Annotated in this window: 24 protein-coding genes; 11 read left to right on the top strand and 13 right to left on the bottom strand. The window is 63.7% G+C overall.

The annotated features are described in order from the left end of the window. Positions 1-384: 384 nt before the first annotated feature. Positions 385-1,659 carry an amidohydrolase family protein gene (locus tag NKJ35_RS01835; RefSeq protein WP_352644553.1) on the bottom strand — a complete coding sequence of 425 codons (1,275 nt, stop codon included), beginning with the start codon at positions 1,657-1,659 and terminating at the stop codon, positions 385-387. 27 nt (positions 1,660-1,686) lie between these two features. Next, positions 1,687-3,531, bottom strand: coding sequence for a dihydroxy-acid dehydratase (gene ilvD, locus NKJ35_RS01830; protein ID WP_352644551.1), 1,845 nt, complete (start codon positions 3,529-3,531; stop codon positions 1,687-1,689). A 288-nt stretch (positions 3,532-3,819) separates the two neighbouring features. On the opposite strand from ilvD, the gene NKJ35_RS01825 reads away from it, so the two are divergent. Next, on the top strand, positions 3,820-4,293 hold the full coding sequence (locus tag NKJ35_RS01825; protein WP_254816135.1) for a VOC family protein: 474 nt from the start codon (positions 3,820-3,822) through the stop codon (positions 4,291-4,293). A gap of 170 nt (positions 4,294-4,463) precedes the next feature. On the opposite strand, the gene NKJ35_RS01820 is transcribed toward NKJ35_RS01825, so the two are convergent. The 4 genes from NKJ35_RS01820 to NKJ35_RS01805 form a co-directional block, all read right to left on the bottom strand. Then, positions 4,464-6,062, bottom strand: coding sequence for a peptide chain release factor 3 (locus NKJ35_RS01820; RefSeq protein WP_502904603.1), 1,599 nt, complete (start codon positions 6,060-6,062; stop codon positions 4,464-4,466). A 159-nt stretch (positions 6,063-6,221) separates the two neighbouring features. Then, entirely contained in the window at positions 6,222-6,524 is a 303-nt protein-coding gene (locus NKJ35_RS01815) for a DUF1127 domain-containing protein (protein WP_352644547.1), read from the bottom strand. 108 nt (positions 6,525-6,632) lie between these two features. Continuing rightward, positions 6,633-7,148 (bottom strand): hypothetical protein, encoded by a 516-nt coding sequence (locus NKJ35_RS01810; protein WP_352479870.1) that lies wholly within the window; start codon positions 7,146-7,148, stop codon positions 6,633-6,635. Positions 7,149-7,164: 16 nt separating this feature from the next. Continuing rightward, a complete protein-coding gene (locus tag NKJ35_RS01805; RefSeq protein ID WP_254816139.1) occupies positions 7,165-7,446 on the bottom strand; it encodes a DUF4242 domain-containing protein in 282 nt (93 codons plus the stop codon). A 188-nt stretch (positions 7,447-7,634) separates the two neighbouring features. Between NKJ35_RS01805 and NKJ35_RS01800 the strand changes: the two genes are divergently transcribed. Next, positions 7,635-9,452: a winged helix-turn-helix domain-containing protein gene (locus NKJ35_RS01800; protein WP_352644545.1), complete on the top strand. Its 1,818-nt coding sequence runs from the start codon at positions 7,635-7,637 to the stop codon at positions 9,450-9,452. Positions 9,453-9,475: 23 nt separating this feature from the next. On the opposite strand, the gene NKJ35_RS01795 is transcribed toward NKJ35_RS01800, so the two are convergent. Then, positions 9,476-10,366, bottom strand: a complete 891-nt coding sequence (locus tag NKJ35_RS01795) for a haloalkane dehalogenase (protein ID WP_352644578.1) — start codon at positions 10,364-10,366, stop codon at positions 9,476-9,478. A gap of 31 nt (positions 10,367-10,397) precedes the next feature. Continuing rightward, on the bottom strand, positions 10,398-10,988 hold the full coding sequence (locus NKJ35_RS01790) for a TetR/AcrR family transcriptional regulator (protein WP_352644543.1): 591 nt from the start codon (positions 10,986-10,988) through the stop codon (positions 10,398-10,400). Between the two features lie 117 nt (positions 10,989-11,105). On the opposite strand from NKJ35_RS01790, the gene NKJ35_RS01785 reads away from it, so the two are divergent. Then, positions 11,106-12,182 carry an NAD(P)/FAD-dependent oxidoreductase gene (locus NKJ35_RS01785; RefSeq protein WP_352644541.1) on the top strand — a complete coding sequence of 359 codons (1,077 nt, stop codon included), beginning with the start codon at positions 11,106-11,108 and terminating at the stop codon, positions 12,180-12,182. On the opposite strand, the gene NKJ35_RS01780 is transcribed toward NKJ35_RS01785, so the two are convergent. Beyond that, the gene (locus NKJ35_RS01780) at positions 12,176-13,549 is read right to left on the bottom strand and encodes an amidase (RefSeq protein WP_352644576.1); all 1,374 of its coding nucleotides are present in this window, start codon (positions 13,547-13,549) and stop codon (positions 12,176-12,178) included. The two genes, NKJ35_RS01785 and NKJ35_RS01780, sit on opposite strands and share 7 nt — an antisense overlap. Positions 13,550-13,722: 173 nt before the next feature. Then, on the bottom strand, positions 13,723-13,938 hold the full coding sequence (locus NKJ35_RS01775) for a DUF6356 family protein (RefSeq protein ID WP_023717932.1): 216 nt from the start codon (positions 13,936-13,938) through the stop codon (positions 13,723-13,725). Positions 13,939-14,053: 115 nt separating this feature from the next. Here NKJ35_RS01775 and NKJ35_RS01770 point away from each other — a divergent pair, with 115 nt between their 5' ends. From NKJ35_RS01770 to NKJ35_RS01760, 3 genes are all read left to right on the top strand, one after another. Further along, positions 14,054-14,524 (top strand): Lrp/AsnC family transcriptional regulator, encoded by a 471-nt coding sequence (locus NKJ35_RS01770; RefSeq protein WP_352644540.1) that lies wholly within the window; start codon positions 14,054-14,056, stop codon positions 14,522-14,524. Between the two features lie 84 nt (positions 14,525-14,608). Then, positions 14,609-15,094, top strand: a complete 486-nt coding sequence (gene dut, locus NKJ35_RS01765) for a dUTP diphosphatase (RefSeq protein WP_352644538.1) — start codon at positions 14,609-14,611, stop codon at positions 15,092-15,094. Beyond that, the gene (locus tag NKJ35_RS01760; protein WP_352644535.1) at positions 15,094-15,750 is read left to right on the top strand and encodes an HAD family hydrolase; all 657 of its coding nucleotides are present in this window, start codon (positions 15,094-15,096) and stop codon (positions 15,748-15,750) included. Before dut ends, NKJ35_RS01760 begins: the two co-directional genes overlap by 1 nt. 33 nt (positions 15,751-15,783) lie before the next feature. Here the strand turns inward: NKJ35_RS01760 and NKJ35_RS01755 are convergent, their stop codons facing one another. Continuing rightward, entirely contained in the window at positions 15,784-16,368 is a 585-nt protein-coding gene (locus tag NKJ35_RS01755; RefSeq protein WP_352644534.1) for a TetR/AcrR family transcriptional regulator, read from the bottom strand. 81 nt (positions 16,369-16,449) lie between these two features. Here NKJ35_RS01755 and NKJ35_RS01750 point away from each other — a divergent pair, with 81 nt between their 5' ends. The 4 genes from NKJ35_RS01750 to NKJ35_RS01735 all read left to right on the top strand — a co-directional run bounded on the left by NKJ35_RS01750 (position 16,450) and on the right by NKJ35_RS01735 (position 19,686). Next, positions 16,450-16,860, top strand: a complete 411-nt coding sequence (locus NKJ35_RS01750; protein ID WP_254816146.1) for an SRPBCC family protein — start codon at positions 16,450-16,452, stop codon at positions 16,858-16,860. 221 nt (positions 16,861-17,081) lie between these two features. Beyond that, complete coding sequence (locus NKJ35_RS01745; protein ID WP_352644532.1) at positions 17,082-17,792, top strand: hypothetical protein; 711 nt, start codon at positions 17,082-17,084, stop codon at positions 17,790-17,792. A 77-nt stretch (positions 17,793-17,869) separates the two neighbouring features. Then, positions 17,870-18,673, top strand: coding sequence for an isocitrate lyase/PEP mutase family protein (locus NKJ35_RS01740; protein WP_352506934.1), 804 nt, complete (start codon positions 17,870-17,872; stop codon positions 18,671-18,673). Between the two features lie 14 nt (positions 18,674-18,687). Further along, positions 18,688-19,686 carry a proline racemase family protein gene (locus tag NKJ35_RS01735; RefSeq protein ID WP_352644531.1) on the top strand — a complete coding sequence of 333 codons (999 nt, stop codon included), beginning with the start codon at positions 18,688-18,690 and terminating at the stop codon, positions 19,684-19,686. On the opposite strand, the gene NKJ35_RS01730 is transcribed toward NKJ35_RS01735, so the two are convergent. Together NKJ35_RS01730 and NKJ35_RS01725 are read right to left on the bottom strand one after the other, a co-directional pair. After that, positions 19,683-20,378 (bottom strand): sulfate transporter family protein, encoded by a 696-nt coding sequence (locus NKJ35_RS01730; RefSeq protein ID WP_352644530.1) that lies wholly within the window; start codon positions 20,376-20,378, stop codon positions 19,683-19,685. The genes NKJ35_RS01735 and NKJ35_RS01730 overlap by 4 nt on opposite strands. 83 nt (positions 20,379-20,461) lie before the next feature. Then, entirely contained in the window at positions 20,462-21,352 is an 891-nt protein-coding gene (locus tag NKJ35_RS01725; RefSeq protein ID WP_502899816.1) for a DMT family transporter, read from the bottom strand. A gap of 208 nt (positions 21,353-21,560) precedes the next feature. Here NKJ35_RS01725 and NKJ35_RS01720 point away from each other — a divergent pair, with 208 nt between their 5' ends. After that, positions 21,561-22,553, top strand: a complete 993-nt coding sequence (locus NKJ35_RS01720) for an adenosine kinase (RefSeq protein ID WP_352644526.1) — start codon at positions 21,561-21,563, stop codon at positions 22,551-22,553. Positions 22,554-22,556 lie beyond the last annotated feature (3 nt).

Below are 22,556 nucleotides of genomic sequence, written 5' to 3'. Positions count from 1 at the left end.
CCGTGTAACCTCGGAGCCGATCCAGCGCATCAGCGCCTTGTGGCCCTTGGCCGTGTTGTCGAAGCGGCGGCTCTCGCCGTCGGGAAAGCGAAAGGCGTCCAGCGCCTCTTTCGAGATGTCGACGCCAATGGTAATGTCTGTCATCTTTTGCCGTGCCTCTGCTTGTCATGCGCAGCTCAAACTGCGCGTATCCGTTCAGGCCTTCGGGAAAAGACGAGGGTGATCAAACTTTAGCTCGGCCCTCAAATGGCCAGCGCGTCGACGATCCATCCCTCGCCGCTGAGGAGAGAGCTGCTACTCTCTCCCAGCGATTCATTCTCGCCTCTTTGCAATGAAAGTCATAAGACAAGCGCGTCGCATGAGGCCGGTCGAGCGCGACGCGCTTTAAGCGTGGCGCCGGTTCACCGTGCCCGGCCTTCCGGCGATCGAAAGCCGCGTGTCCTGCCGGCTGCGCTCGGCCACCATCTTGCCCCTGGCAATGACGCAGAGACGCTCTGGGCGCAGCCGCAGCGCCTCGACCGGGTTGCCGGCATCGAGAACGACCAGGCTGGCGCGCTTGCCGACCACCAGGCCAAGGTGATCGAGGCCCATGATGGCGGCATTGACGTTGGTGACCATGTCGAAGCAGCTCGCCATCTCGGCCGGGCTCGACATCTGGGCGACGTGCAGGCCCATGAAGGCGACGTCGAGCATGTCTGCGGTGCCCAGCGAATACCAGGGGTCGAGCACGCAATCCTGGCCCCAGCCGACGCGGATGCCGTGCGCCAGCATCTCCTTGACCCGCGTCAGGCCGCGGCGCTTGGGAAAAGTGTCGTGGCGGCCCTGCAGCATGATGTTGATCAGCGGATTGGGGATCGCCGAAACGCCGGCCTCGGCAATCAGCGGCAATAGCTTCGAAACGTAGTAATTATCCATCGAATGCATCGATGTCAGGTGCGAGCCGGCCACTCTGCCCTGCAACCCGAGCCGCTGCGTCTCATAGGCAAGCTGCTCGATGTGGCGCGACAGCGGATCGTCAGTCTCGTCGCAATGCAGGTCGACCATCAGGCCGCGCTTGGCCGCGATCTCGCAGAGCTCGGTGACGGAGCGCGTGCCGTCGGCCATGGTGCGCTCGAAATGCGGGATGCCGCCGACGACATCGACGCCTATGTCGAGCGCCCGGATGGTGTTGCTGCGCGCCGTCGGCGAGCGATAGAAGCCGTCCTGCGGGAAGGCGACCAATTGCAGGTCGATATACGGCGCAACGGTCTTCTTCACGTCGAGCAGCGCTTCGACCGCCAGCAGGCGGTCGTCGCAAACATCGACATGGGTGCGGATGGCGAGCAGGCCCATCGACACCGCCCAGTCGCAATAGGCAAGCGCACGATCGCGCACCGCCTCGTGGGTCAGAAGCGGCTTCAGCTCGCCCCACAGCGAAATGCCTTCGAGCAACGTGCCAGAGACATTGATGCGCGGAATGCCGAGCGAGAGCGTTGCGTCCATATGGAAATGCGGATCGACGAAAGGCGGCGAGACCAGATTGCCACGGGCATCGATCGCCGTGCCGGCGCTGACGTTCAGCTCGGGCTCTATCGCTGCGATCGTTTCGCCGACGATGCCGATATCGGCGATCCTGCCGTCCGGCAGCGTGCCGCCGCGCACCACAAGGTCGAAATCCATCTATCGTTACCCCTTTGAAGAGTATGCCTATTCCGGCACATACCGCACCGCCCCCTTGGCGGCACTTGTCGCCATCGCCGCATAGGCGCGCAAGGCCGTCGTCACCTTGCGCTTGCGCTTTTCCTCGGGCTTCCAGGCAGTCGTTCCCCTGGCGTCCATCGCCGCGCGACGGGCGGTGAGCTCCGCGTCGCCGACAGCAAGCCTGATGGTGCGGTTGGGGATGTCGATCTCGATCGTGTCGCCTTCCCTGACCAGCCCGATCAGCCCGCCTTCAGCCGCTTCCGGCGAGACGTGGCCGATCGACAGGCCGGAGGTGCCGCCGGAAAAACGACCGTCGGTGATCAGTGCGCAGGCTTTGCCGAGGCCCTTCGATTTGAGATAGCTGGTCGGATAGAGCATTTCCTGCATGCCGGGGCCGCCGCGCGGGCCTTCATAACGGATAACGACGACATCGCCGGCCTTGATCTCGTTCGACAGGATTGCCTTGACGCTGGCGTCCTGGCTTTCGAACACTCTTGCCGGGCCGGTGAATTTCAGGATCGATTCATCGACGCCGGCCGTCTTCACGATGCAACCGTCGAGCGCGAGATTGCCTTTCAGCACGGCAAGGCCGCCATCCGTTGAGAAAGGATGTTCGGCCGAGCGGATGACGCCCGTCTTGCGGTCGAGATCGAGATCGTCCCAGCGGCGGTCCTGGCTGAAGGCGACCTGCGTCGGCACGCCGCCGGGTGCCGCCAGAAAGAAGTCGCGGACATTCTGGCTTGAGGTGCGGGAGATATCCCAATGATCGAGCGCTTCGCCGAGGCTTGCGGTGTGCACCGTCGGCAGGTCGCGGTTGATCAGCCCGGCGCTATCCAACTGGCCGAGGATCGCCATTATGCCGCCGGCGCGGTGGACGTCCTCCATGTGGACGTCGGCCTTGGCCGGAGCCACCTTGCACAGCACCGGCACCCGCCGCGACAGCCGGTCGATGTCCTCCATTGTGAAGTCGACCTCGCCCTCATGTGCTGCGGCGAGGATGTGCAGCACGGTGTTGGTCGAGCCGCCCATGGCGATATCGAGCGTCATGGCGTTCTCGAAAGCGCCTTTCGACGCGATGCTGCGCGGTAGCGCGGTGTCGTCGTCCTGCTCGTAATAGCGCTGGGCGAGATCGACGATCAGATGGCCGGCCTCGACGAACAGGCGCTTGCGGTCGGCATGCGTCGCCAGCGTCGAGCCGTTGCCGGGCAGCGACAGGCCGAGCGCCTCGGTCAGGCAGTTCATCGAATTGGCGGTGAACATGCCCGAGCACGAGCCGCAGGTCGGACAGGCCGATCGCTCGATGATCTTGACGTCCTCGTCGGACACCTTGTCGTCAGCGGCCGCGACCATGGCGTCGACCAGGTCAAGCGCCTGGCTTTTGCCGGCGAGCACCACCTTGCCGGCCTCCATCGGTCCGCCGGAGACGAAGACGGTCGGGATGTTGAGGCGCAGCGACGCCATCAGCATGCCCGGCGTGATCTTGTCGCAATTCGAGATGCAGACCATGGCGTCGGCGCAATGCGCGTTGACCATATATTCGACCGAGTCGGCGATCAATTCTCGCGACGGCAGCGAATAGAGCATGCCGTCATGGCCCATGGCGATGCCGTCGTCGACGGCTATGGTGTTGAATTCCTTGGCGACGCCGCCGGCCTTTTCGATCTCGCGGGCAACCAGCTGGCCTAGGTCCTTCAGATGGACATGGCCGGGCACGAACTGGGTGAAGGAATTGACCACGGCGATGATCGGCTTGCCGAAATCCGAATCCTTCATGCCGGTGGCGCGCCACAAGCCGCGGGCGCCGGCCATGTTGCGGCCATGGGTGGTGGTGCGGGAACGGTAGGCGGGCATTGAACTGTCCTTGCTGTCTGCTCGCGCCGCACAGGCGCGGAAAACCGGAATTGAGCCGCAGGCCTTATAGACGCCAAGCTCTGGTCTGGCCACAATTTTGCGCTGCGCCAGGGTGCGGAACGAGCGCCAGCCAGAGACGCAGCCGGTCCAGGCCGTAAAAAGTCAGAGGTGCTGTCGGATCGGGTTTTGCTCGAGCGTCCTTGGGCAGACGGCGGGGCCGGGCATCAATCGCCAGCCGGCCGTTTTGCGAGTGAAAACAAAGCCAAAACCAGTCCGAGGAGCAAGAGAATGCAAAAGATCACCCCCTGCCTGTGGTTCGACGACCAGGCCGAGGAGGCCATGAACCATTACATCTCCATCTTCAAGAATTCGAAGGTGCTGAGCGTGATGCGCTGGCCCAAAGGCAGCGGCGATAATGAGGGCAAGGTGCTGATGGTCTCATTCGAGCTCGACGGCGTTCAGTTCCAGGCGCTCAACGGCGGGCCGCAATTCAAGTTCACCCAGGCAGTCTCGCTCTCCATCGACTGCAAGACGCAGGAAGAGGTTGACTATTTCTGGGACAGGCTCATCGCGGGCGGTGGCGAACCCAGCCAGTGCAGCTGGCTGAAGGACAAGTTCGGCCTCTCCTGGCAGGTCGTTCCCGAGCAGTTGCCCAAGCTGCTGCTGGACCCCGACAGGGAAAAGGCCGGCCGGGTGATGCAGGCGATGATGCAGATGAGCAAAATCGACATCGCCAAGATCGAAGAGGCAGCCAGGGGGTGAACGAACGCGGTCTTGCCTTCCCCCTGTGGGAGAAGGTGGATCGGCGCGAAGCGCCGAGACGGTTGAGGGATGTTGGACGGAATGAGACGTTGGTGTTTCCTGGAACACCCCTTATCCGTCGCCCTCGGCGACACCTTCTCCCACAAGAAGGGGACAAGGGAAGGGGCGCATCAGGCCGCTTTGTCGCGGACCTGATAATCCTTTACCGCCGCAAAGCGGATCGCCTTCCAGCGTTCAGCCTCGTAATTGAGCGAGAAGGCGTGCTGGGCGAGGAACACCGGATCGTTGTCGAGATCGCGAGCAATGTCGCCGCGATGCGCCTCGATGAAGCGCTGGAGCTCGGCCTTGTCGTCGGCCGAGATCCAGCGGCAGACCGAAAAGCGCGACATCTCGAAATCGACCGGCAATGTGTATTCGAAGTTCAGCCGTTCTTTCAGGACATCGAGCTGCAGGGCGCCGACGACGCCGACGATGGCCGGCGAGCCGTCCTCCGGCGAGAACAATTGCACGACGCCTTCCTCGGCCATCTGGTGCAGCGCCTCCTTGAGCTTCTTGGCCTTCATCGCGTCGCCGAGGCGGACGCGGCGCAGGATTTCCGGCGCGAAATTCGGCACGCCGCGAAACAGGATCTCCTCGCCTTCGGTCAGCGTGTCGCCGATGCGCAGCGTGCCGTGGTTGGGAATACCGACGACGTCGCCGGCAAACGCCTCGTCGGCGGTGACGCGGGTGCGGGCGAAGAAGAATTGCGGCGCCGACAGGCTCATCGGCTTTCCTGTGCGCACCAGCTTGGCCTTCATGCCGCGCTCGAGCTTGCCGGAGCAGACGCGGACGAAGGCGATGCGGTCGCGGTGGTTGGGGTCCATATTGGCCTGGATCTTGAAGACGAAGGAGGTCATCTTGTCCTCGGTCGCGTCGACCTTGCGCGTGTCGGCTTCCTGCGCGCGCGGCGGCGGCCCATAGGCGCCGAGCGCCTCGATCAGGTCGCGCACGCCGTAATTGCGCAGCGCCGAGCCGAAATAGACCGGTGTCAGATGGCCTTCGCGGAAGGCTTCCAGATCGAGCGGGCGGCAGGCCGCGCGTGCCAGCTCCAGCTCCTCGATGAAGGCCTCCCGGTCGTTCTCCGGCAAGAGACCGGCGACACGGTTGGAATCGGGGCCGTTGACCGGCGTGCGCTCCTTTTCGGCGTCGCCCTTGCGAACCGCGTTCAGCGCCAGATGGTAGGTCCCGGAAAAGGTCTTGGCGCGGCCGATCGGCCAGGTGATCGGTGCGGTATCAAGCGCCAGCTTCTGCTCGATCTCATCGAGGATGTCGAACGGGTCGCGGCTTTCTCGGTCCATCTTGTTGACGAAGGTGATGATCGGGATATCGCGCAGCCGGCAGACCTCGAACAGTTTCAACGTGCGCGGCTCGATGCCCTTGGCGGCGTCGATGACCATCACCGCGCTGTCGACCGCCGACAGCGTGCGATAAGTGTCGTCGGCGAAATCCTCGTGGCCGGGCGTGTCGAGCAGGTTGAAGACAGTGCCCTCATATTCGAAGGTCATCACCGAGGTGACCACCGAAATGCCGCGCTCGCGTTCGATCTTCATCCAGTCGGACCGGGTCTGGATGCGGTCCTTCTTGGCCTTGACCTCGCCGGCAAGCTGGATCGCACCGCCGAACAAAAGCAGCTTTTCGGTGAGCGTTGTCTTGCCGGCGTCGGGGTGGGCAATGATCGCGAAAGTGCGGCGGCGCGATACCGCTTGTTCGATGTATTCAGCCAATTTCATGGAATCCTGTCTGTGGCGCGGGCTTTTAGCAGCGCTTTCTCCGCCTGTCGACGGTTTTGGGCTAATGGGCTCGGCCGAAGGGACATGCCGGTTTGTCGTTGCGACCGAATGGACGATAGGACCCTGTCCTAACGAGCCAACGGCACAGATTGCGGCTGTTCAGATGAGAAGATACTCTCCCGCTATGTCCACGCTACCATGATTTGCTTCTGGTAAGGGTGGCTGGTGGCCGACGCCCCTGCCGCCGAGCCAGGTAATCGACTGGATCTCCGAGCGGTTTATGCCGATGTCGCGCAACAGGTAGTCCGGCAGTTCGTAAAGCAATGCGCGGTCACGCCGGATGCGGATGATGCGGGCTAAGGCGCGTGGAACGGCGAGCCACATTTCGACGATTGCGGCGACGAACCGCGAACTATCGGGATGATCGGCGATTAAATCCGGCTCTGTATGTCCGATCAGCATGGCAATATTTCCTGTGGTTCGAGGGATGGGAGACACGGTTCCGAGATGTCGGCCGCGGAATGTTGGGAGAGCCATGCAATGGCCCTCCTGGGCGCTGCGTAACACCAGTCAAGACATGTCGTGTTCGCAGCTCACATAAGGGTTCCAGTCGGCGAACATGCCGGCCGGATTGTGCCGCCAGTGCCAGACGTGAAGCTCGTAGTAGGGGTCCACGGGATGAACGCCCACCGTCGTCTTGCGCTGGAGAGTGCGTCCGAGAAACTCGGGAACACCCTTGCCCTTCCAGTCCTTCTCGAAGACTATATATTCCATGCCAACGAGCTGCATGGAGCCGTCGGGCTCAGGTTCGTAGGTCAGCACGTCCGGCTCGCCGAGCACCAGCTTGCCGTCACCGGCACGACCGGGATGAATGAAGTGCACACCCATCGTGCCGTGCTCGTCATGTGTCGTGCATTCGAACAACTGCTGGTAACCGTCGGCTTTGGCGACCTCGATGCTGAGGTATTTGGCCGCCATCTCCCGCGACCGGTTGAGGACCGGGTCAGGTATGTCATGGGCATCCGCCGCGCCGCAGAAGAATGCCGAGATTGCCACGGCAAGCACAATATCTGAAAAGAGCTTCACGATCCGTCCCTCCCTGCTAGGCCTGCGCGTAGGCGGTCGTTGGATCGAACAGGCGCTTCACCTGCGTGATCTTTGTGGCCGGGAAGCCGCTCATCTTGGCATGGCGTTGGATGATCGCTTCGTCCTTCGCGAGGTAGACGCAGAACGTTTTGTCATCCGCAACGAACGACTCCACCCACTGGATTTCCGGGCCGAGTTCGGCAAGAACAGCGTTCGAAGCCTTGGATGCCTCGCGAAGCTGCTCTCGCTCGAAAGTGCCGACCTTCGGAATGTCCCTTTCAATGATGTACTTATGCATTTTCCTAGTTTCCTTGTGTTGGGTTCAAATGTCGCCGGACGGCGATCGCTGCCGATGACATCCCCGGGGCTGCTGAGCTAAAATGCTCCTTGGCCGGCCAGGCACATGAAGAATGACAGGAGGGGCGGCCAACAGTCCTTACGCCGCTCTTATCTTCTTCTGATCCTTTGCCCATTGTCGTAGGAGGAATGCTGCCGATGGGGATGTATTGCTTCGGTGACTTCGAGCTGAACGAGGAAGCTCGCGGTCTTCGCCTCGCCGGCAGGGAGATCGAGGCGCAACCTCTGGTCTTCGATTTCCTCGCCATTCTTCTGCGCCATCGGAGCCGGGCTTTGAGCAAGGAAGAGTTGCTCGAAACCCTGTGGCCGGGCGTCACGGTGACCGAAGCCTCGCTGCAGCGTGTTGCCAGCCTGGCTCGCAGCATTCTTCGCCAGGGCGGCATGGAAACGGCACTGCGCAACCTGCCGCGGTTCGGCTACCGGATGTGTCTCGATCCGCCAGCCGTTTCGGAACGAGCGCCGACTCTCCCTGATCCGTCGACTGCGCATTCGAGCGCTAGCTTGCAGATCTTGGCCGCGCGGGCGGCTGCTTCGGCCAGGAAATGGTATGAGGCCGCGGCTTTGTTCGCCGAAGCGGACACTGCCGACGAGCTGGTCACCGCCGATCTCGAGGAATGGGCGCTGGCTCTGGAATGCATGGGGCGGCCGGCCGAAGCCATCCCGCCGCTGACGCGTGCCGTGCGGGCATACAGCATTGCTGGGCAAGGTTCGAGGGGCGCTGCTCCGGCAATCACACTTGCGCGGATCCACCTAGAGCGAGGAGAGCTTGCCGTCGCCAAGGGCTGGCATCAGCGCGCGGCAGCATTGATCGGCACCGCCACCGATAGCCGGGAGCACGGCCTTTGGTGTTGGATGGGGTCGCGGATCAAGGCAGCGGACGCGGAACCGGAACAGGCGCTGGCGTTTGCCGAGCAGGCCTGCGTCGTCGGCAAACATCTGGAAGATCCGGTCGTGGAGTCGCTCGGCCTTGTCTATCGCGGTTTTTTCAAGCTTTGCCTTGGCGACACCCAATCCGGACTGGAAGATCAGGACGCCGCCGCCGCCCTCGGTTTGTCCAGCGACGTCGATCCGGTGGTCGGCGGAATTCTCTATTGCAACGTCCTTTGGGCCTGCCGAAATTTCGGCGACTGGTCGAGAGCAAACCAGTGGACCCTCGGTTACGAGAATTGGTGCAGGGGCCACGGGCTAGAGGATCTGTCGGGCTCGTGCCGGTTGCATCGGGCCGAGGTGCTCGGCGTGCACGGCACGCTGAAGGAAGCGGAAGCATTGGTGCGCACCGCCCTCAACCAACTTGCGCTCGATGCGCCTTGGGCGATGGGCGACGCGTTGCGTGTGTTAGGCGACATCCATCTTGCCGCAGGGGACCTCACCGAGGCGGAAGCTGCGTATCGTGGCGCCCATGCGGTCGGCTGGGACCCTCAGCCGGGCCTTGCATTGCTGCAGCTCGAGCAAGGACAGGCAGAAGCCGCGTTCAGCGCTCTCGAGCGGTCCCTGATCGGGTCCGCCTGGCCGACCTTGCAGCGCCGGGGTTTGATTCTCGCCACTCTGGCAAAGGTGGCGGCACGAACGGATCGACTGGAGCGCGCGAAGCAGGTCATCGCCGAACTGGAAACCCAGCCACAGCGCTGGCCGATGGCATCTATCCGGGCGCTCACCTCGGAAGCCAAGGCCGAGCTTTTCATACGGGAAGGCCGCTTGGCCGAGGCCATTGGAGAACTGCAAGTTGCATACTCGCGCTGGAATGAGATCGGTTCGGCGGTTAATGCCGCCGACGCCCGGCTCTCGCTTGCGGCTTTGCTCATTCAACTGGGTGATCGCACCGGCGCAGAATTGGAACTTGGCACCGTGCTGACGGTCGCAAGGAAAGTCGATTCGTCACGGCTTATGCGCCGATACGAAACCTTGAAGGCGCTGCTCGGCGGCACAAATAGAGAGGCACCCGCGTAAGAAGCTGCGGCGGCGTGATAACGTCACGCCGGTTCGGCGGCATGGCTCTCGAAGGCTATCTCGGGAATCCACTCGGCAATGGCGGTACCGATCCTGTCGGCATGGTCCTCCTGCAGATAATGCGCGCCGGGTCCGAGATCGATCAACCGGCAGTTCTTTAGGCCGGCTGCGAATTCCCGTGCCGCCTGCGGCGAGACGAGGGCGCCCGGATCGCCTGAGAAAAGCAGCTTCGGGTAGGAGGAAGCCCGGAGCGCCCGATGGTCGTTCTCACTGATGGCGGCGACGTCGGCAGGCTGGCCTTCGATCGGCAGGTCCCGCGGCAGCCGCAGAATCGGCTTGCGCGATCGTGGCGTCGGGAACGGCGCCCGGTAGGCGGCCATTTCTTCATCGCTCATGGTGCGCAGCACAGCGGCCGGCAGCACTTTTTCGACGAAGACGTTGTCTTCCAGGACAAGCTTTTCACCGATGCCAGGCGTGCGCATTGCCTTGAACAATTCGCGCGCCTGCGGACGCTGGTGGAAATCGTCCCAGCTCTCGAAGGGGCGGATGAATTCCATGAAGGCGAGGCCGAGGATCCGCTGCGGCCGCCGGGCGGCGAGATGGAAGGCAAGGGCGGTACCCCAGTCCTGCGCGACGACCACCATGTCGGTGATGCCAAGCGTCTCGATGAAAGCGTCGAGATGGCGGACGTGGTCGAAGAAGCGATAGTCGATGTCCGGCTTGCCGGATTGGCCATAGCCGATCAGGTCGGGCGCTATGCAGCGGCCGAACGGCGCTACATGCGGGATGATGTCGCGCCAGATGTAGGACGACGTCGGGTTGCCGTGCAGGAAGAGTACTGTCGGGCCAGCCGTGCCTGCCTCGGCATAGGAAATGGTGGAATCGAGTACCGCGACTTGCGAGCGCGGCAACATTCTGCGCTTTTCGAGTTTCGGGTTCACCGGATCAGCTCCTTTTTGCGAAGACTGTTTTGAAGACGATGTTCTTGAAACGCTCGAGCGGTTCGGGACTGCGCTCCATCTTCATGCGCAGCATCGCGCCTTGCCAGGAACTCAAAAGGAAGTCGGCGAGATCCTCGGCATCGAACGCGTCGGTGATATCGCCGGCCGCCTGGCCCTCGGCGATGCATTCGGCAAAGGGCTTGCGCCAGCGTTCGAAAATGGCGACGAGTTGCAGCCTCAGCGCCTCACTGTGAGCTGCCGTCTCGAGGCTGAGATTACCGATCATGCAGCCCCGTGCCCAATCATGCGCCTCCAGTTTCGACGTGATGATTTCGAGATAGCGGCGCAAGCGCCCGACCGGAGGCGTGCCGTCCCGGGCGAGGGCCTGCTCCACCAAACCGCTCACATAGGCGAAATAGCGGTCCAGCACCTCGCCGGTGAACGCCTCCTTGGAGGCAAAATGATTGGTGAAGGACCCCGGGCGGGCATCGGCCGCGGCGACGATGTCGCGTACGCCGGCGGCCGAATAGCCGGAACTCCAGATGGTCTTGAAACCGGCGTCGAGAAGTTTTTCGCGAAGTGAATGTCTAGCCATGCCGGTATAATACGTACGTACGTATTAAAGTCAAGAAGCATATTTTATACCGCGCGCTCTTGGCAGAACCCACGGGCAATGGCATCGCAGTGGTGGTGTTGGAACGAGGAGTGAAGCATGGCAGCGGCGAGACAAGTCATCGTCATCGGCGCCGGCATCATCGGCGCCTCCATCGCCTGGCACCTGACCAGAGCCGGAGCAAAGGTGACGGTCATTGCCGGCAGCGGCACCGGCGGCGTTGCGACACCGAATTCCTTTGCCTGGATCAATGCCAGCTGGGGCAATCCAGAGCTGTACTTCCGGCTGCGCGTTCGCGCTATGGCCGAATGGACGCGGCTGGCGAACGAGGTGCCCGGCATCCCGTTGCAATGGTGCGGTGGCCTGTGCTGGGACCTGCCCGCGGCCGAACTGGAAGCCTATGCCGCCGAACATTCCTCATGGGGCTATGGCATCGAGCGTGTCGACCGTGCCGGAGCGGCCCGCATCGAGCCCAATCTGGCCGAACTTCCCGACTTCGCCCTTCATGTCGCCAAGGAAGGTGTCGCCGAGCCGGTCGCCGCCACGCAAGCACTGCTGGCCGACGCCGGACGGCGCGACGCGCGGCTGCTGACGGGAGTTACCGCGACCGCGCTTGTGCAGGCCAACGGCAGGATTGCCGGCGTCGATACATCCGGCGGGCGGATTGCTGCCGACGAGGTGGTGATCGCGGCCGGAGCCGGCTCTCCGGCACTAGCGGCAACAGCCGGGATAGAACTGCCGATCGAGACGCCACCCGGCTTGATCGTGCACTCGCGCCCCTACGAAAAGCTGCTCAACGGGCTGGTGATCGGCGACCGCCTGCATATGCGCCAGACAGCGGAAGGCCGCGTCATCGCCGGCTCGGATTTCGGCGGCGCCGATCCCGGCATGGATGCCGCGGCCACCGCCCGCGACCTGTTTGCGGCGATGAAGGCGATGCTGCGCGGCGCGGATGGGCTGGAACTCGATTTCCACACCATTGGCTACCGGCCGACGCCGGTCGATGGCTTTCCCATCATAGGCCGCGCCGAAGGCACGGGCGGCGTCTACGTCGCCGTTATGCATTCCGGCATCACGCTGGCGCCGGCCGTCGGCCTGTTCGCCGCCCGCGAAATCCTCGACGGCGAGCGCGATCCGCTGCTTGATCCCTACGGACTGGCGCGGTTTACTCAATAACCGGGTGGGCGGCGAAAGCCGCCGGCCAGCGGCTCGATGGCCCTGGCGATCCCGAGCAGGCGCGACTCCGACCAGCGTTTGCCAACAAGCTGTAGTCCTACGGGCAAGCCGTCGCGATCCTGTCCGCAGGGCAGCGACAGTGCCGGATGGCCGCTGTAGTTGAACACCGCGCCATAGGCCGGCAGCATCCAGTAGCTTTGCTTCTCGCCGTCGACCTCGATCGGCGTTCCCGGCTCGCAATGCGGGAAGGCGGTGACCATGGCGACCGGGCACAGCAAGGCGTCGCAACGGTCGAAGAACCGTTCCCACGCCAGGATGGAGCGGTCGCGGCGGGCGAGCGCCTCGAACCAGCGCGAGACCGGCGTCGGATTCTCCGGCGGTTCGGGCTGCGCCGCCTCCAGCATCATGCCGATCAGGACGCCGCCCTGCTTCAGATCGTCGTGCAGGTCGAGCTCCGGCAATTCGGCTTCCTCGACGATGGCGCCCGCAGCCTGAAGCTCTTTTGCCAGACTTTCGACCGCCGCGCTGATCTCGCCGGCCACTGGAAAGCCCGGAAAGGACGGCGCGACGGCAATGCGCAAATTTTTGAGGTCCAGCTCCGGCATGGTTTCGACCGGTACCGGCGCAAGGTCGGTATCGCTTCCATCCGGGCCGGCAATGAGGCCGTAGATGAGCGCCAGGTCCTCGACGCTGCGCGCCAGCGGTCCGAGGCAGGACATCAGCCGCACGCTGCGCGGCGCCCCGCCTGGATCGGGGAAGGCGCCGGCGAGCGAGACGCGGTGCTCGGTCGGCTTGAGGCCGTAGACGCCACAAAAGGCGGCCGGCAGCCGGATCGAATCCTGCATGTCGGTGCCGACCTCGAACGGCGTCATACCGGTGCTGAGCGCCGCCGCCGCACCGCCGCTGGAGCCGCCGGCGGTGCGCTGGAGATCCCAGGGATTGCCGGTGCGGCCGAATAGCGGATTGCTCGACTGCCAGTCACCGAGCATTGTCGCCACGTTCGTCTTGCCCACCAGTATGCCGCCTGCCGCCTTTAGCCGGGCAACGACCGAACTGTCTGCCCTCGGGGCATAGTCGGCGAAGGCCGGGAAGCCGACGGTGGTTCTCATGCCAGCGGTTTCGTGCGTGTCCTTCAGTGTGAACGGCAGGCCATGCAGCGGCCCAAGTGCCTCGCCGCGCGCCTGCGCTTCGTCGGCTTTCTGCGCTCGAGCGCGAGCCCCCTCCCTGTCGAGCGTGACGACAGCATTGGCCGCCTCATTGTGCCTGTCGATCTGCGCCAGATGCTCGTCCAGCACTTCTATTGCGGAAACCGTACGGTCGCGGATGGCCGCGGCCAGTTTGGTGGTCGAGGAAAAGACGATATCCATCATGACTGCTCCGGGCTATCGCGCCGCGCTCCTCAAAATGGCGGATTGCGGCGCGGCTTCAAGCCTGGCTCGGTATTTCGACGACGGCGGCGCTTGATCGGGATTGCGCTGCCGGGATCCGTTGAGCGTCGGCGCTGTCCAGCAGGCCTCGCCGCGATCGGCACCTCTACGGCTTACCGTCCTCTGTTATGCGTCCGTTCGTAGAGCTCACGGATGATGCCGCTTGCCGTGGTCTCGAACAGAAACGGCAAGAAAGCATGAATGAGCGCGGCAAAGGCCGCCATGAACAATCGCGACGAGAACCATGCGGCGAAAGCCATATGGCCGAAATAGCTCTCGCCGACCGCGGCCGGGTGAGAGGTGAAAAGTCTTGCGAGCCGTGCTGTCATGTCGATCCCTCCTGCCGGCATGAAGAGCCAGCGATCAATATCCTGCCACGGCTATCAGGTTCGTAGGTCTCAAATTGTCCTTGTCTAAAGCCACATTTTGGGACAAACATCCCACATGAGGGCGGAAATCGACGAAATAGACCGGAGATTGCTGGCCGAGCTGCAACGCGACGGCACGCTGTCCGTCGACCAGCTCTCGGCAAGAATATCGCTGTCGCGCAATGCCTGCTGGCGCCGGGTCAAGCGGCTGGAGGAAGACGGCATCATTACCGGTCGGGTGGCGCTGGTCGACGCCGACAAGCTCGGACTCGGCCTTTCGGTGTTCATCCTGATCCGCACCTCGAACCACGATCCCGACTGGCTGCAAAGATTCCGGGCGGCGGTGACCGGCTTTGCCGAGATCACCGGCGCCTACCGCATGTCCGGCGATCTCGACTATGTGCTGCGCGCCCGCGTCGCCGACGTGAAGGCCTATGACCGGCTCTACCAGCGGCTGATCGCCAAGGTGGCGCTGTCGGACGTTTCGGCCTCTTTCGTCATGGAGGAGATCAAGGAGACCACGGTCGTTCCGATGGAACTGCGCTGAGGCGGAACTGCGCTGAAAGAAAGCCGTTGATAGCATTGCCGCCGAGTTGACTGAACCAGCGTTCGCGACGATAGGATCAGCCTTATGCGCGCAGCACCTTATCCTACCTCCGTCATCGGTCCGGCTGTCGGTTTCGTCAGGCTGCCGCATGGCGAGGGCTTGCCGCTTCCCGCCTATGAGAGCTCGGGCGCCGCCGGCATGGACCTGCGCGCCGCCGTCCCCGACGACAGGCCGCTTTTGATCCTGCCGGGAAAGCGCGCGCTGGTGCCGACCGGGCTGGTCCTGGAAATTCCGGAGGGCGTCGAAGGCCAGGTCCGGCCGCGTTCGGGCCTCGCTTTCAAGCACGGGCTCACCTGCCTCAACACGCCGGGCACCATCGACAGCGACTATCGCGGCGAGGTCAAGGTGCTACTGATCAATCTCGGCGACGAAGATTTCGCGGTGACGCGCGGCATGCGGATCGCCCAGATCGTCTTCGCCCCGGTAACGCGGGCGACCGTCGAGGAGCGCACATTGGCCGGCGGCACGGCGCGCGGCTCGGGCGGCTTCGGATCGACCGGCACCGCTTGATGAAAATACCCAAACTCGTCATCTTCGATTGCGACGGGGTTCTGGTCGATACCGAGAACCTCGCCAATCGGCGCCTCGCCGAATGGTTGACTGCGGCAGGCTTTCCGGCCAGCTTCGAATATTGCCGCAAGAATTTCTCCGGCCGCAGCATGGTTTCGGTGCAGAAGGAAGTCGAGGCGACCGGCGTCAGCCTTGGCGCCGATTTTGTCGAGCGCTGGAACGCCGGCCTGCCGGACCTGTTCGCACATGGCGTTGAGGCCATCCCGTACGTTCGCGAGTTCATCGAAACCGTGCACGCCGCCGGCATCGCCACCTGCGTCGCCTCGTCGGCACGGGTACCGAAAATGCACATCACACTCGGCCAGACCGGGCTGCTGCCGCTGTTCGAGCATGCGCTGTTCAGCTCGACCATGGTCTCGCGCGGCAAGCCGTTCCCCGACCTCTTCCTGCATGCGGCAGCGACGATGGGCTTCGCGCCCGGCGACTGCATCGTCATTGAGGACAGCGTCGCCGGGACGACAGCCGGCATCGCCGCCGGCATGCGCGTCTATTCCTACCACGGCGACCCGCTTTCCGACCGCGATGGACTGATCGAAGCTGGCGGCATCCTGTTCGACGACATGCGTGAACTGGCCGGGCTGGTGCCGATCCACTGATCGCCTTTGCGCAAGCTGCATGCGCATCCGGTCTCAGACCGGGCGTGGGGCTCCAAGTACTCGGTCGACCGTGTCGCGTATGAGGCTGCGCAGATTGGCCGGCCTGTCGAGATGACTGACGACAAGGAGGCCGTCGGCCGCCACCGTTAGCGCGTCCGCTGTGCGGTCCGGATCGGGATTTGCGTCCGCGATCAGCAGATCCCTGAGGATACCCCACTTCCAGTGACGATGCTTATCGATCGCCTGGCGAACCGGGCTGCTGGGGTCGGGATATTCAGCGGCGGCGTTCTGAAACGGGCAGCCGCGGTAGCCCGGCTGATCTGCCGCATCAGCGATGAGATCGAATATCACAAGGATCATCGGGCGAGGTGGCCGCCGGCCAAGGCGCGCGATTGCCGCCCGTCCTCCCTTGCTGAGCTCCTCGATGTAGGCGCGGACGAGATCGTCCTTGGCTGCGAAATGATGATAGAACGTCGCCTTGGCAACGCCGGCCTCGGCGATGATGCGGTCGATGCCGACTGCGCGCACCCCCTCCAGAGAAAACAGCGCGGTCGCCGTATCGAGGATGCGACGGCGCGCAAGACTTTCGGGACGATCGTTGATTCGGGCTGCGGACATGCCTTGACTATATAGCAGACAGGTCTGTATACATCCATATGTAGACAGACAGGTCTACCTACTAATGAAGGAAAGGCGAACATGGCTTCGATAGTCAGGGAAATCATCGTAGATGCTTCACCGGAAAGCGTATGGGCGACGGTCGGCGACTTCGCCGGCGGCGCCCAACGGATAGCCCCAGGCGTTTTCGTCGACTGCAGGGTGGATGAGGACGACGTACGGGCCCTTACTTTCGCCGACGGCAAGATTGTGCGAGAGCGGCTCATCGCCCGCGACGAGCAGAGCCGGCGCATCGTGTGGGGATGGCTCGGCGATGAGGTCACCCACGATAACACCTCCATGCAGGTCTTTGCCGAGGGCGAGGGCCGGAGCCGCCTGGTCTGGATCCATGACACTCTGCCAGACGAACTCGGCGCGTGGCTCGCAGCCGCCATGGATCAGCTGGTGCCTGTTTTCCAGCAGACCTTGGCGACCGAAGCCAAACCAACATAGCGGGGTAACGCCAGGTGTTTCCTCTTGGCCGCAAAATGCTCTAGCTTGCGCGCGCCCGACATAACGAGCGCGCGCATGGCCTTCTGCTGGTTCGTTTCATCCTTGCCTGCCTGCTGCTGCCTTGTCTTTGGACGACGGCCAGCGCCGAGGCCGTCAGTTTCCCGGAGCTCGGCAGCGCTGTCCCCGGCCACGGCGATGTCACCTATCTCGACCTCGCCAGGATGGTCATTCCCGATCTGGCCGCGGACAAGGACGGCTTTTTCCGGGGTTCGACGCCGATCGAGATGCGCCACATCGCTGGTCCGGACTACGGCGGCTCCCCGCCGGCGACGTCGGGTCTTTCCAACGCCGGCGTGCTCGGCATCAAGGCCGGCGGCAAGGAGCGGCTAGCCATGCTGTTCGACCTTGGCGACTCGCCTGACAGTGCCGAGGGCTATGCCGTGCTGGCACTCTACGACATCACCGGCAAGCCGGCGCTGCTCGACGCGGTCAATGTCGCCGTCGACCGCATCACCTATCTTCGCGATCCGGGCAAGCTGGCAATCGGGCCTGGTGACGACGCTATCATCAGCATGAGCATGCATTTCAATTCGAGCCAGGGCTATGGGATCACGCCGCTGATCATGGTCCGCAACGACAGGTTCGAGCTGATCGACATGATCTACACGTTCGACGAAAACCTCTGCACTCATAGGAGGACACAGACTGCGGCGTTCCAGGTGATCGCCGACGGCCAGCCTTATGCAGCCATCAAGGTCACAGTGACCGACGCGACGCTACCGGGAGAAGAAAGCTGCGACGGCCAGCCGCCGCCAGAGGCGTCTTCGCGCGACATTTCCGTCACCTATCATTGGAACAAAAATGCTTCGCGCTACGTCAAGGATTCCGATGCGCTGGACCGATTGGCAGATGACAACGCCAAACGCTTCTGAGCCAACCGCATTTGTTTGCCCGGCGCCTTCCGCCGGGCTAGAATTTGCCTCACATTCTGTACTGGAGGGGAGCATCCATGGACAAAGGTAAGATTTTTCGCGACCTGCATGCCTCGATCTTCGTCATGGCCAATTCCTGGGACGTCGGGACGACCAAGCTCTTGGCTTCGTTCGGCTTCAAGGCGCTGGCCACGACCAGCGCCGGCTTTGCCTTTTCGCGCGGCCTGCCCGATGGTGCGGTGACGTTCGAGGCGATGATCCATCATTGCCGTGAAGTGTCGGCGGCGACCGGGCTGCCAGTTTCGGCCGATCTCGAAAAGGGCAAGGGCGACAGCGCAACAAGTGCCGGCGAGACCATCTTCGCCGCCGAGGCGGCTGGCCTCGCCGGCTGCTCGATCGAGGACCATACTGGCGAGCCCGACAAGCCGATCTATGATTTTGCGCATGCCGTCGAGCGCGTCGCGGCGGCTGCAGAAGCGGCACGGGCACTGAAACGCGATTTCGTCTTCACCGCGCGGGCCGAGAATTTCCTGTGGGGCAAGCCCGATCTTGACGATACGATCAAGCGGCTGCAGGCCTTCGAGAAGGCCGGCGCCGACGTGCTCTATGCACCGGGGCTGGGCGACATCGAGATGGTTCGAACCGTCTGCTCGGCGCTGACCAAGCCGGTCAACGTCATGGCCAGGCCCGGCTTCACCATCGCCGACCTGGCCACGGCGGGGGTAAAGCGGGTCTCGCTCGGTCCATGGCTCACCAATTTCGCCTTCGGCATGCTGGAGACCGCGGCGCGCGAGATCCAGCAGGATGGCACCTTCGGCTTCACCCGCGCCGCCATGCCGTTCGGCAAGCTGCAGGCGCTGTTTGCCAAATCTTCAGCCTAGGTCGGGCCCGGCGAATGACCCTCACCGTCGTCGACATGCACACCGGCGGCGAGCCGCTGCGGATCGTCACCGGCGGCTACCCCGACATCCCCAAGGGCACGATCCTCGAAAAGCGTGCCTATGTGCGCGACCATCTCGATCATCTCAGAAAGGTCCTGATGTTCGAGCCGCGCGGCCATTACGACATGTATGGCGCGCTGCTGGTGGAGCCCGACCTGCCGGGCGCCGACCTCGCGGTGCTGTTCATGCACAATGAGGGCTATTCGACGATGTGCGGCCACGCCATCGTCGCGCTCGGCCGCTACGCCGTCGACGAGCGGCTGGTGGCGCCACGCGAGCCGTTGACGACCGTAAACATCGAGGCGCCGTGCGGGCTGATCTCGGCTGCAGTCGAGGTGAGGGATGGCAAGGCCGGTGCGGTGTCCTTCGAAAGCGTGCCGGCGTTTCTGTTCGCCCGCGACCGCCGGATCGAGCTGCCGGGCTATGGTCCGGTCGGCTTTGACATCGCCTATGGCGGCGCCTTCTATGCGCTCGCCGACTGCCGCCAGTTCGGGCTGGAATTCGGCAGGAACCGGGTGCGCGATTTCGTCGATGCAGCGACCGCGTTGACCAATAAGCTCAAGGCCGAATTGCCGCTGTCGCATCCCGACCATGCCGATCTCGCCTTTCTCTACGGCACCATCCTGACCGACGGCCAGGATGCGTTCTCCGATACGCCGACCAAAAACATCTGCGTTTTCGCCGAAGCCGAGGTCGACCGTTCGCCGACCGGCTCGGGCGTCACCGCGCGGCTGGCGGCAATGCATGCCAAGGGGCAAATCGAGATTGGCCGGACGCGGCTGTTCGAGAGCATCGCCGGCTCGCGCTTTTCCGGCGCGGTCGCACGCACGGCCACAGCCGGGCCGCATGATGCCATCATCGCCCGCGTCGGCGGCCGCGCCTATTACTCAGGACGTGCCGAATTCATCGTCGAGGACGATGATGAACTGGGCAGGGGTTTCCTGCTGCGCTAGCTCCCTTCCCGCGCCGAGATCGCCTTGTGCAGATGCACCATCATGGCGGCGGCGAACAGCGGCGTCAAAAGATTGAGCAGCGGCACGGCCAGGAAAGCGGCGACGACCAGCCCGGCCAGGAATACGGTGACCGCATGCTTTCTGCGCAGCGCCCTGGCCTCGGCCTCCGGGCGAAAGCGCATGGTGGCGAACTCGAAGAACTCGCGCCCGAGCAGATAACCGTTAACGATGAAAAAGGCGGCGATGTTGATGCCCGGCACCAGCAGAAGCAGCAGAGCGATGATGTTGCCGAGGATGACGACGCCGAAGAACCTGATCGCCAGCACCAGCGAGCGCAGCGCCGGCACGGCGCGGCCGGGCGGATCGTTGGGATAGTCGGTGCGCTCGACCACTTCGGCGACGTCGTCAAGGAACAGGCCGGCGATGATCGCCGTCACCGGCGCGATAAAAAGCGCCAGCCCCAGCGCAAGGCCGACGCCGGCGACGAAGGCGCCCAGCCATCCGGCCCAGGAGGGAAGGGCGGGCAGCCATGCATCGATCCACGGCCAGGCCAGCCATTCGAACAGGCTCTTTATCCCGAACCACAGCGCCGCCAGCGCCAGCAAGGTCAGCCCCAGCGTCTTCACGAACACGGAACGGAATTCGGGCGAGAACAGCCGGCTCAAGGCGGCGCGGGCGGCGTCGAGGATCACGGCGTTTCCAATTCCATGTCAAACATGCCCGTGGCTGATATCTCCGAATAGGCGGAGACCGCCCGAGTCGCAAGCGTGGCTTCCTAGCGCGCGACCTTCGCCTGGGGAATGGTCATCGCCGCCACGCCGACGACGACCAGGGCCATTCCCCACCACGCGCTCGGACCAAGGCTTTCGCCAAGGAACACGGCTCCGATAGCAACGCCGATCGGCACCCGCAGATAGGCTTGCGAGGTGGTGCCGACGGAGCCCAGCGTATGGAGGAGGCGGAAATAGATCGAGAAGGCCAGCGCGGTCGAAAACACCGAAAGCCCGAGCAGCGCAAGGACCGAAGTTGTCGATGGCGCCAGGGTCCATGGCCGGTCGAACGCAAGGCTCAACGGGATCAGCATCGCGGCGCCGCAGAGCATGGAACCGGCGGCCGGCACCATCGGGTCGAGCCCCCTGAAGCCGCGGCCGAAAACGGCGGCGCCGGCGTAGCAGATCGTCGCTGCGACCACGGCAAGTTGCGGCAATAATTGCTGTCCGAGGCCGCCTAGCGCCGGGGCGCCGACAACGAGGCATATTCCGGCGATTCCCGCCGCGACACCGAACAGCTTGCGCATGGTTGCCGGTTCATGGCGGGTGATGAGGGCGGTCAGCAAGAAGGTGAAGATCGGCGAGGTCGCATTCAGGATCGTGGCCAGCCCGGCATCCAGCGAGCGCTCGGCCCAAGCGATCAGCGTGAACGGCACGACGCTGTTCAGGCATGCCTGGAATGCAAACCGGCGCCAGCTTGCGGCATCACCCGGCAAGGCCAGCCCGCGCCAGCGGATCAGGGCGAACAGGATGCCACCCGCGACCAGGGTTCGCGCGGCGATCAGCGTTACCGGCGGGATCGTCGCGACGCCGATCTTGATGAAGCTGTAGGATGCGCCCCACAGCAGCGCCAATACGACGAGCAGCAGCAGTTCGATCCTCGTGTCGGTTTTCATGGACATGGCCGGCTGGAACCTCTGGGCATCGCTCATCTCAGCGATGCTTGTAAGCCAGGCACGCGGGAAATGCTTCGGCCGCCATCCAACGATGGTCGCTATGCTGACATTCGTCGGATCGCCGCTAGGCAAAGCCGCATCAAACCGCTAGACCCGCCCGCGCCCGGCGTGGCAGAAAGCCGGTGGCTTTTGTCGGAGACATGAATTGATGCCGGACTATGACGTGCTTTGTATCGGAAATGCCATCGTCGACATCATCGCCCAGTGCGACGAGGCGTTCCTGGAGACCAACGGCATCATCAAGGGCGCGATGAATTTGATCGACACAAGGCGCGCCGAACTGCTCTACAGCCGCATGGGCCCGGCCATCGAAGCCTCGGGCGGCAGCGCCGGCAACACGGCGGCGGGCATTGCCTCCTTCGGCGGCCGCGCCGCCTTCTTCGGCAAGGTCTCCAACGACGCGCTCGGCGAAATCTACGCGCATGACATCCATGCCCAGGGCGTCGCCTTCGACACAAAGCCGCTCAACGGCGAACCGCCGACGGCGCGCTCGATGATCTTCGTCACGCCGGACGGCGAGCGCTCGATGAACACCTATCTCGGCGCTTGCGTCGAGCTCGGCCCGGAGGACGTCGAGGCCGACAAGGCGTCGGGCGCCGCCGTCACCTATTTCGAGGGCTATCTGTGGGACCCGCCGCGCGCCAAGGAAGCGATCCGGCAGACGGCGAAACTCGCCCACGCCGCCGGGCGCGAAGTGTCGATGACCCTGTCGGACTCGTTCTGCGTCGACCGCTACCGCGACGAGTTCCTCGATCTGATGCGCTCCGGCACCGTCGACATCGTCTTTGCCAACAGCCACGAGATCAAGTCGCTCTACCAGACATCGTCCTTCGACGAGGCGCTGGCGCAGATCCGCAAGGACTGCAAGATCGCCGCCGTCACCCGCTCGGAAAAGGGCTCGGTGATCGTGCGCGGCGACGAGACCGTCACCATCGAGGCGACCAGGATCCGCGAGCTGGTCGACACCACCGGCGCCGGCGACCTCTACGCCGCCGGCTTCCTCTACGGCTATACGCAAGGCCGCAGCCTCAAGGATTGCGGCGATCTCGGCTCGCTGGCCGCCGGACTGGTCATCCAGCAGATCGGCCCAAGGCCAAGGCAGAATTTGCGCCGAGAGGCCGAGCAGGCGGGGTTGTTGTAGCCG

It is taken from the genome of Mesorhizobium sp. M0136, assembly GCF_040322515.1.
In the GTDB taxonomy this organism is placed as follows: domain Bacteria; phylum Pseudomonadota; class Alphaproteobacteria; order Rhizobiales; family Rhizobiaceae; genus Mesorhizobium.
The sequence above is the reverse complement of the archived record's forward strand: the minus strand, read 5'-3'. Positions and strand labels throughout refer to the sequence as shown.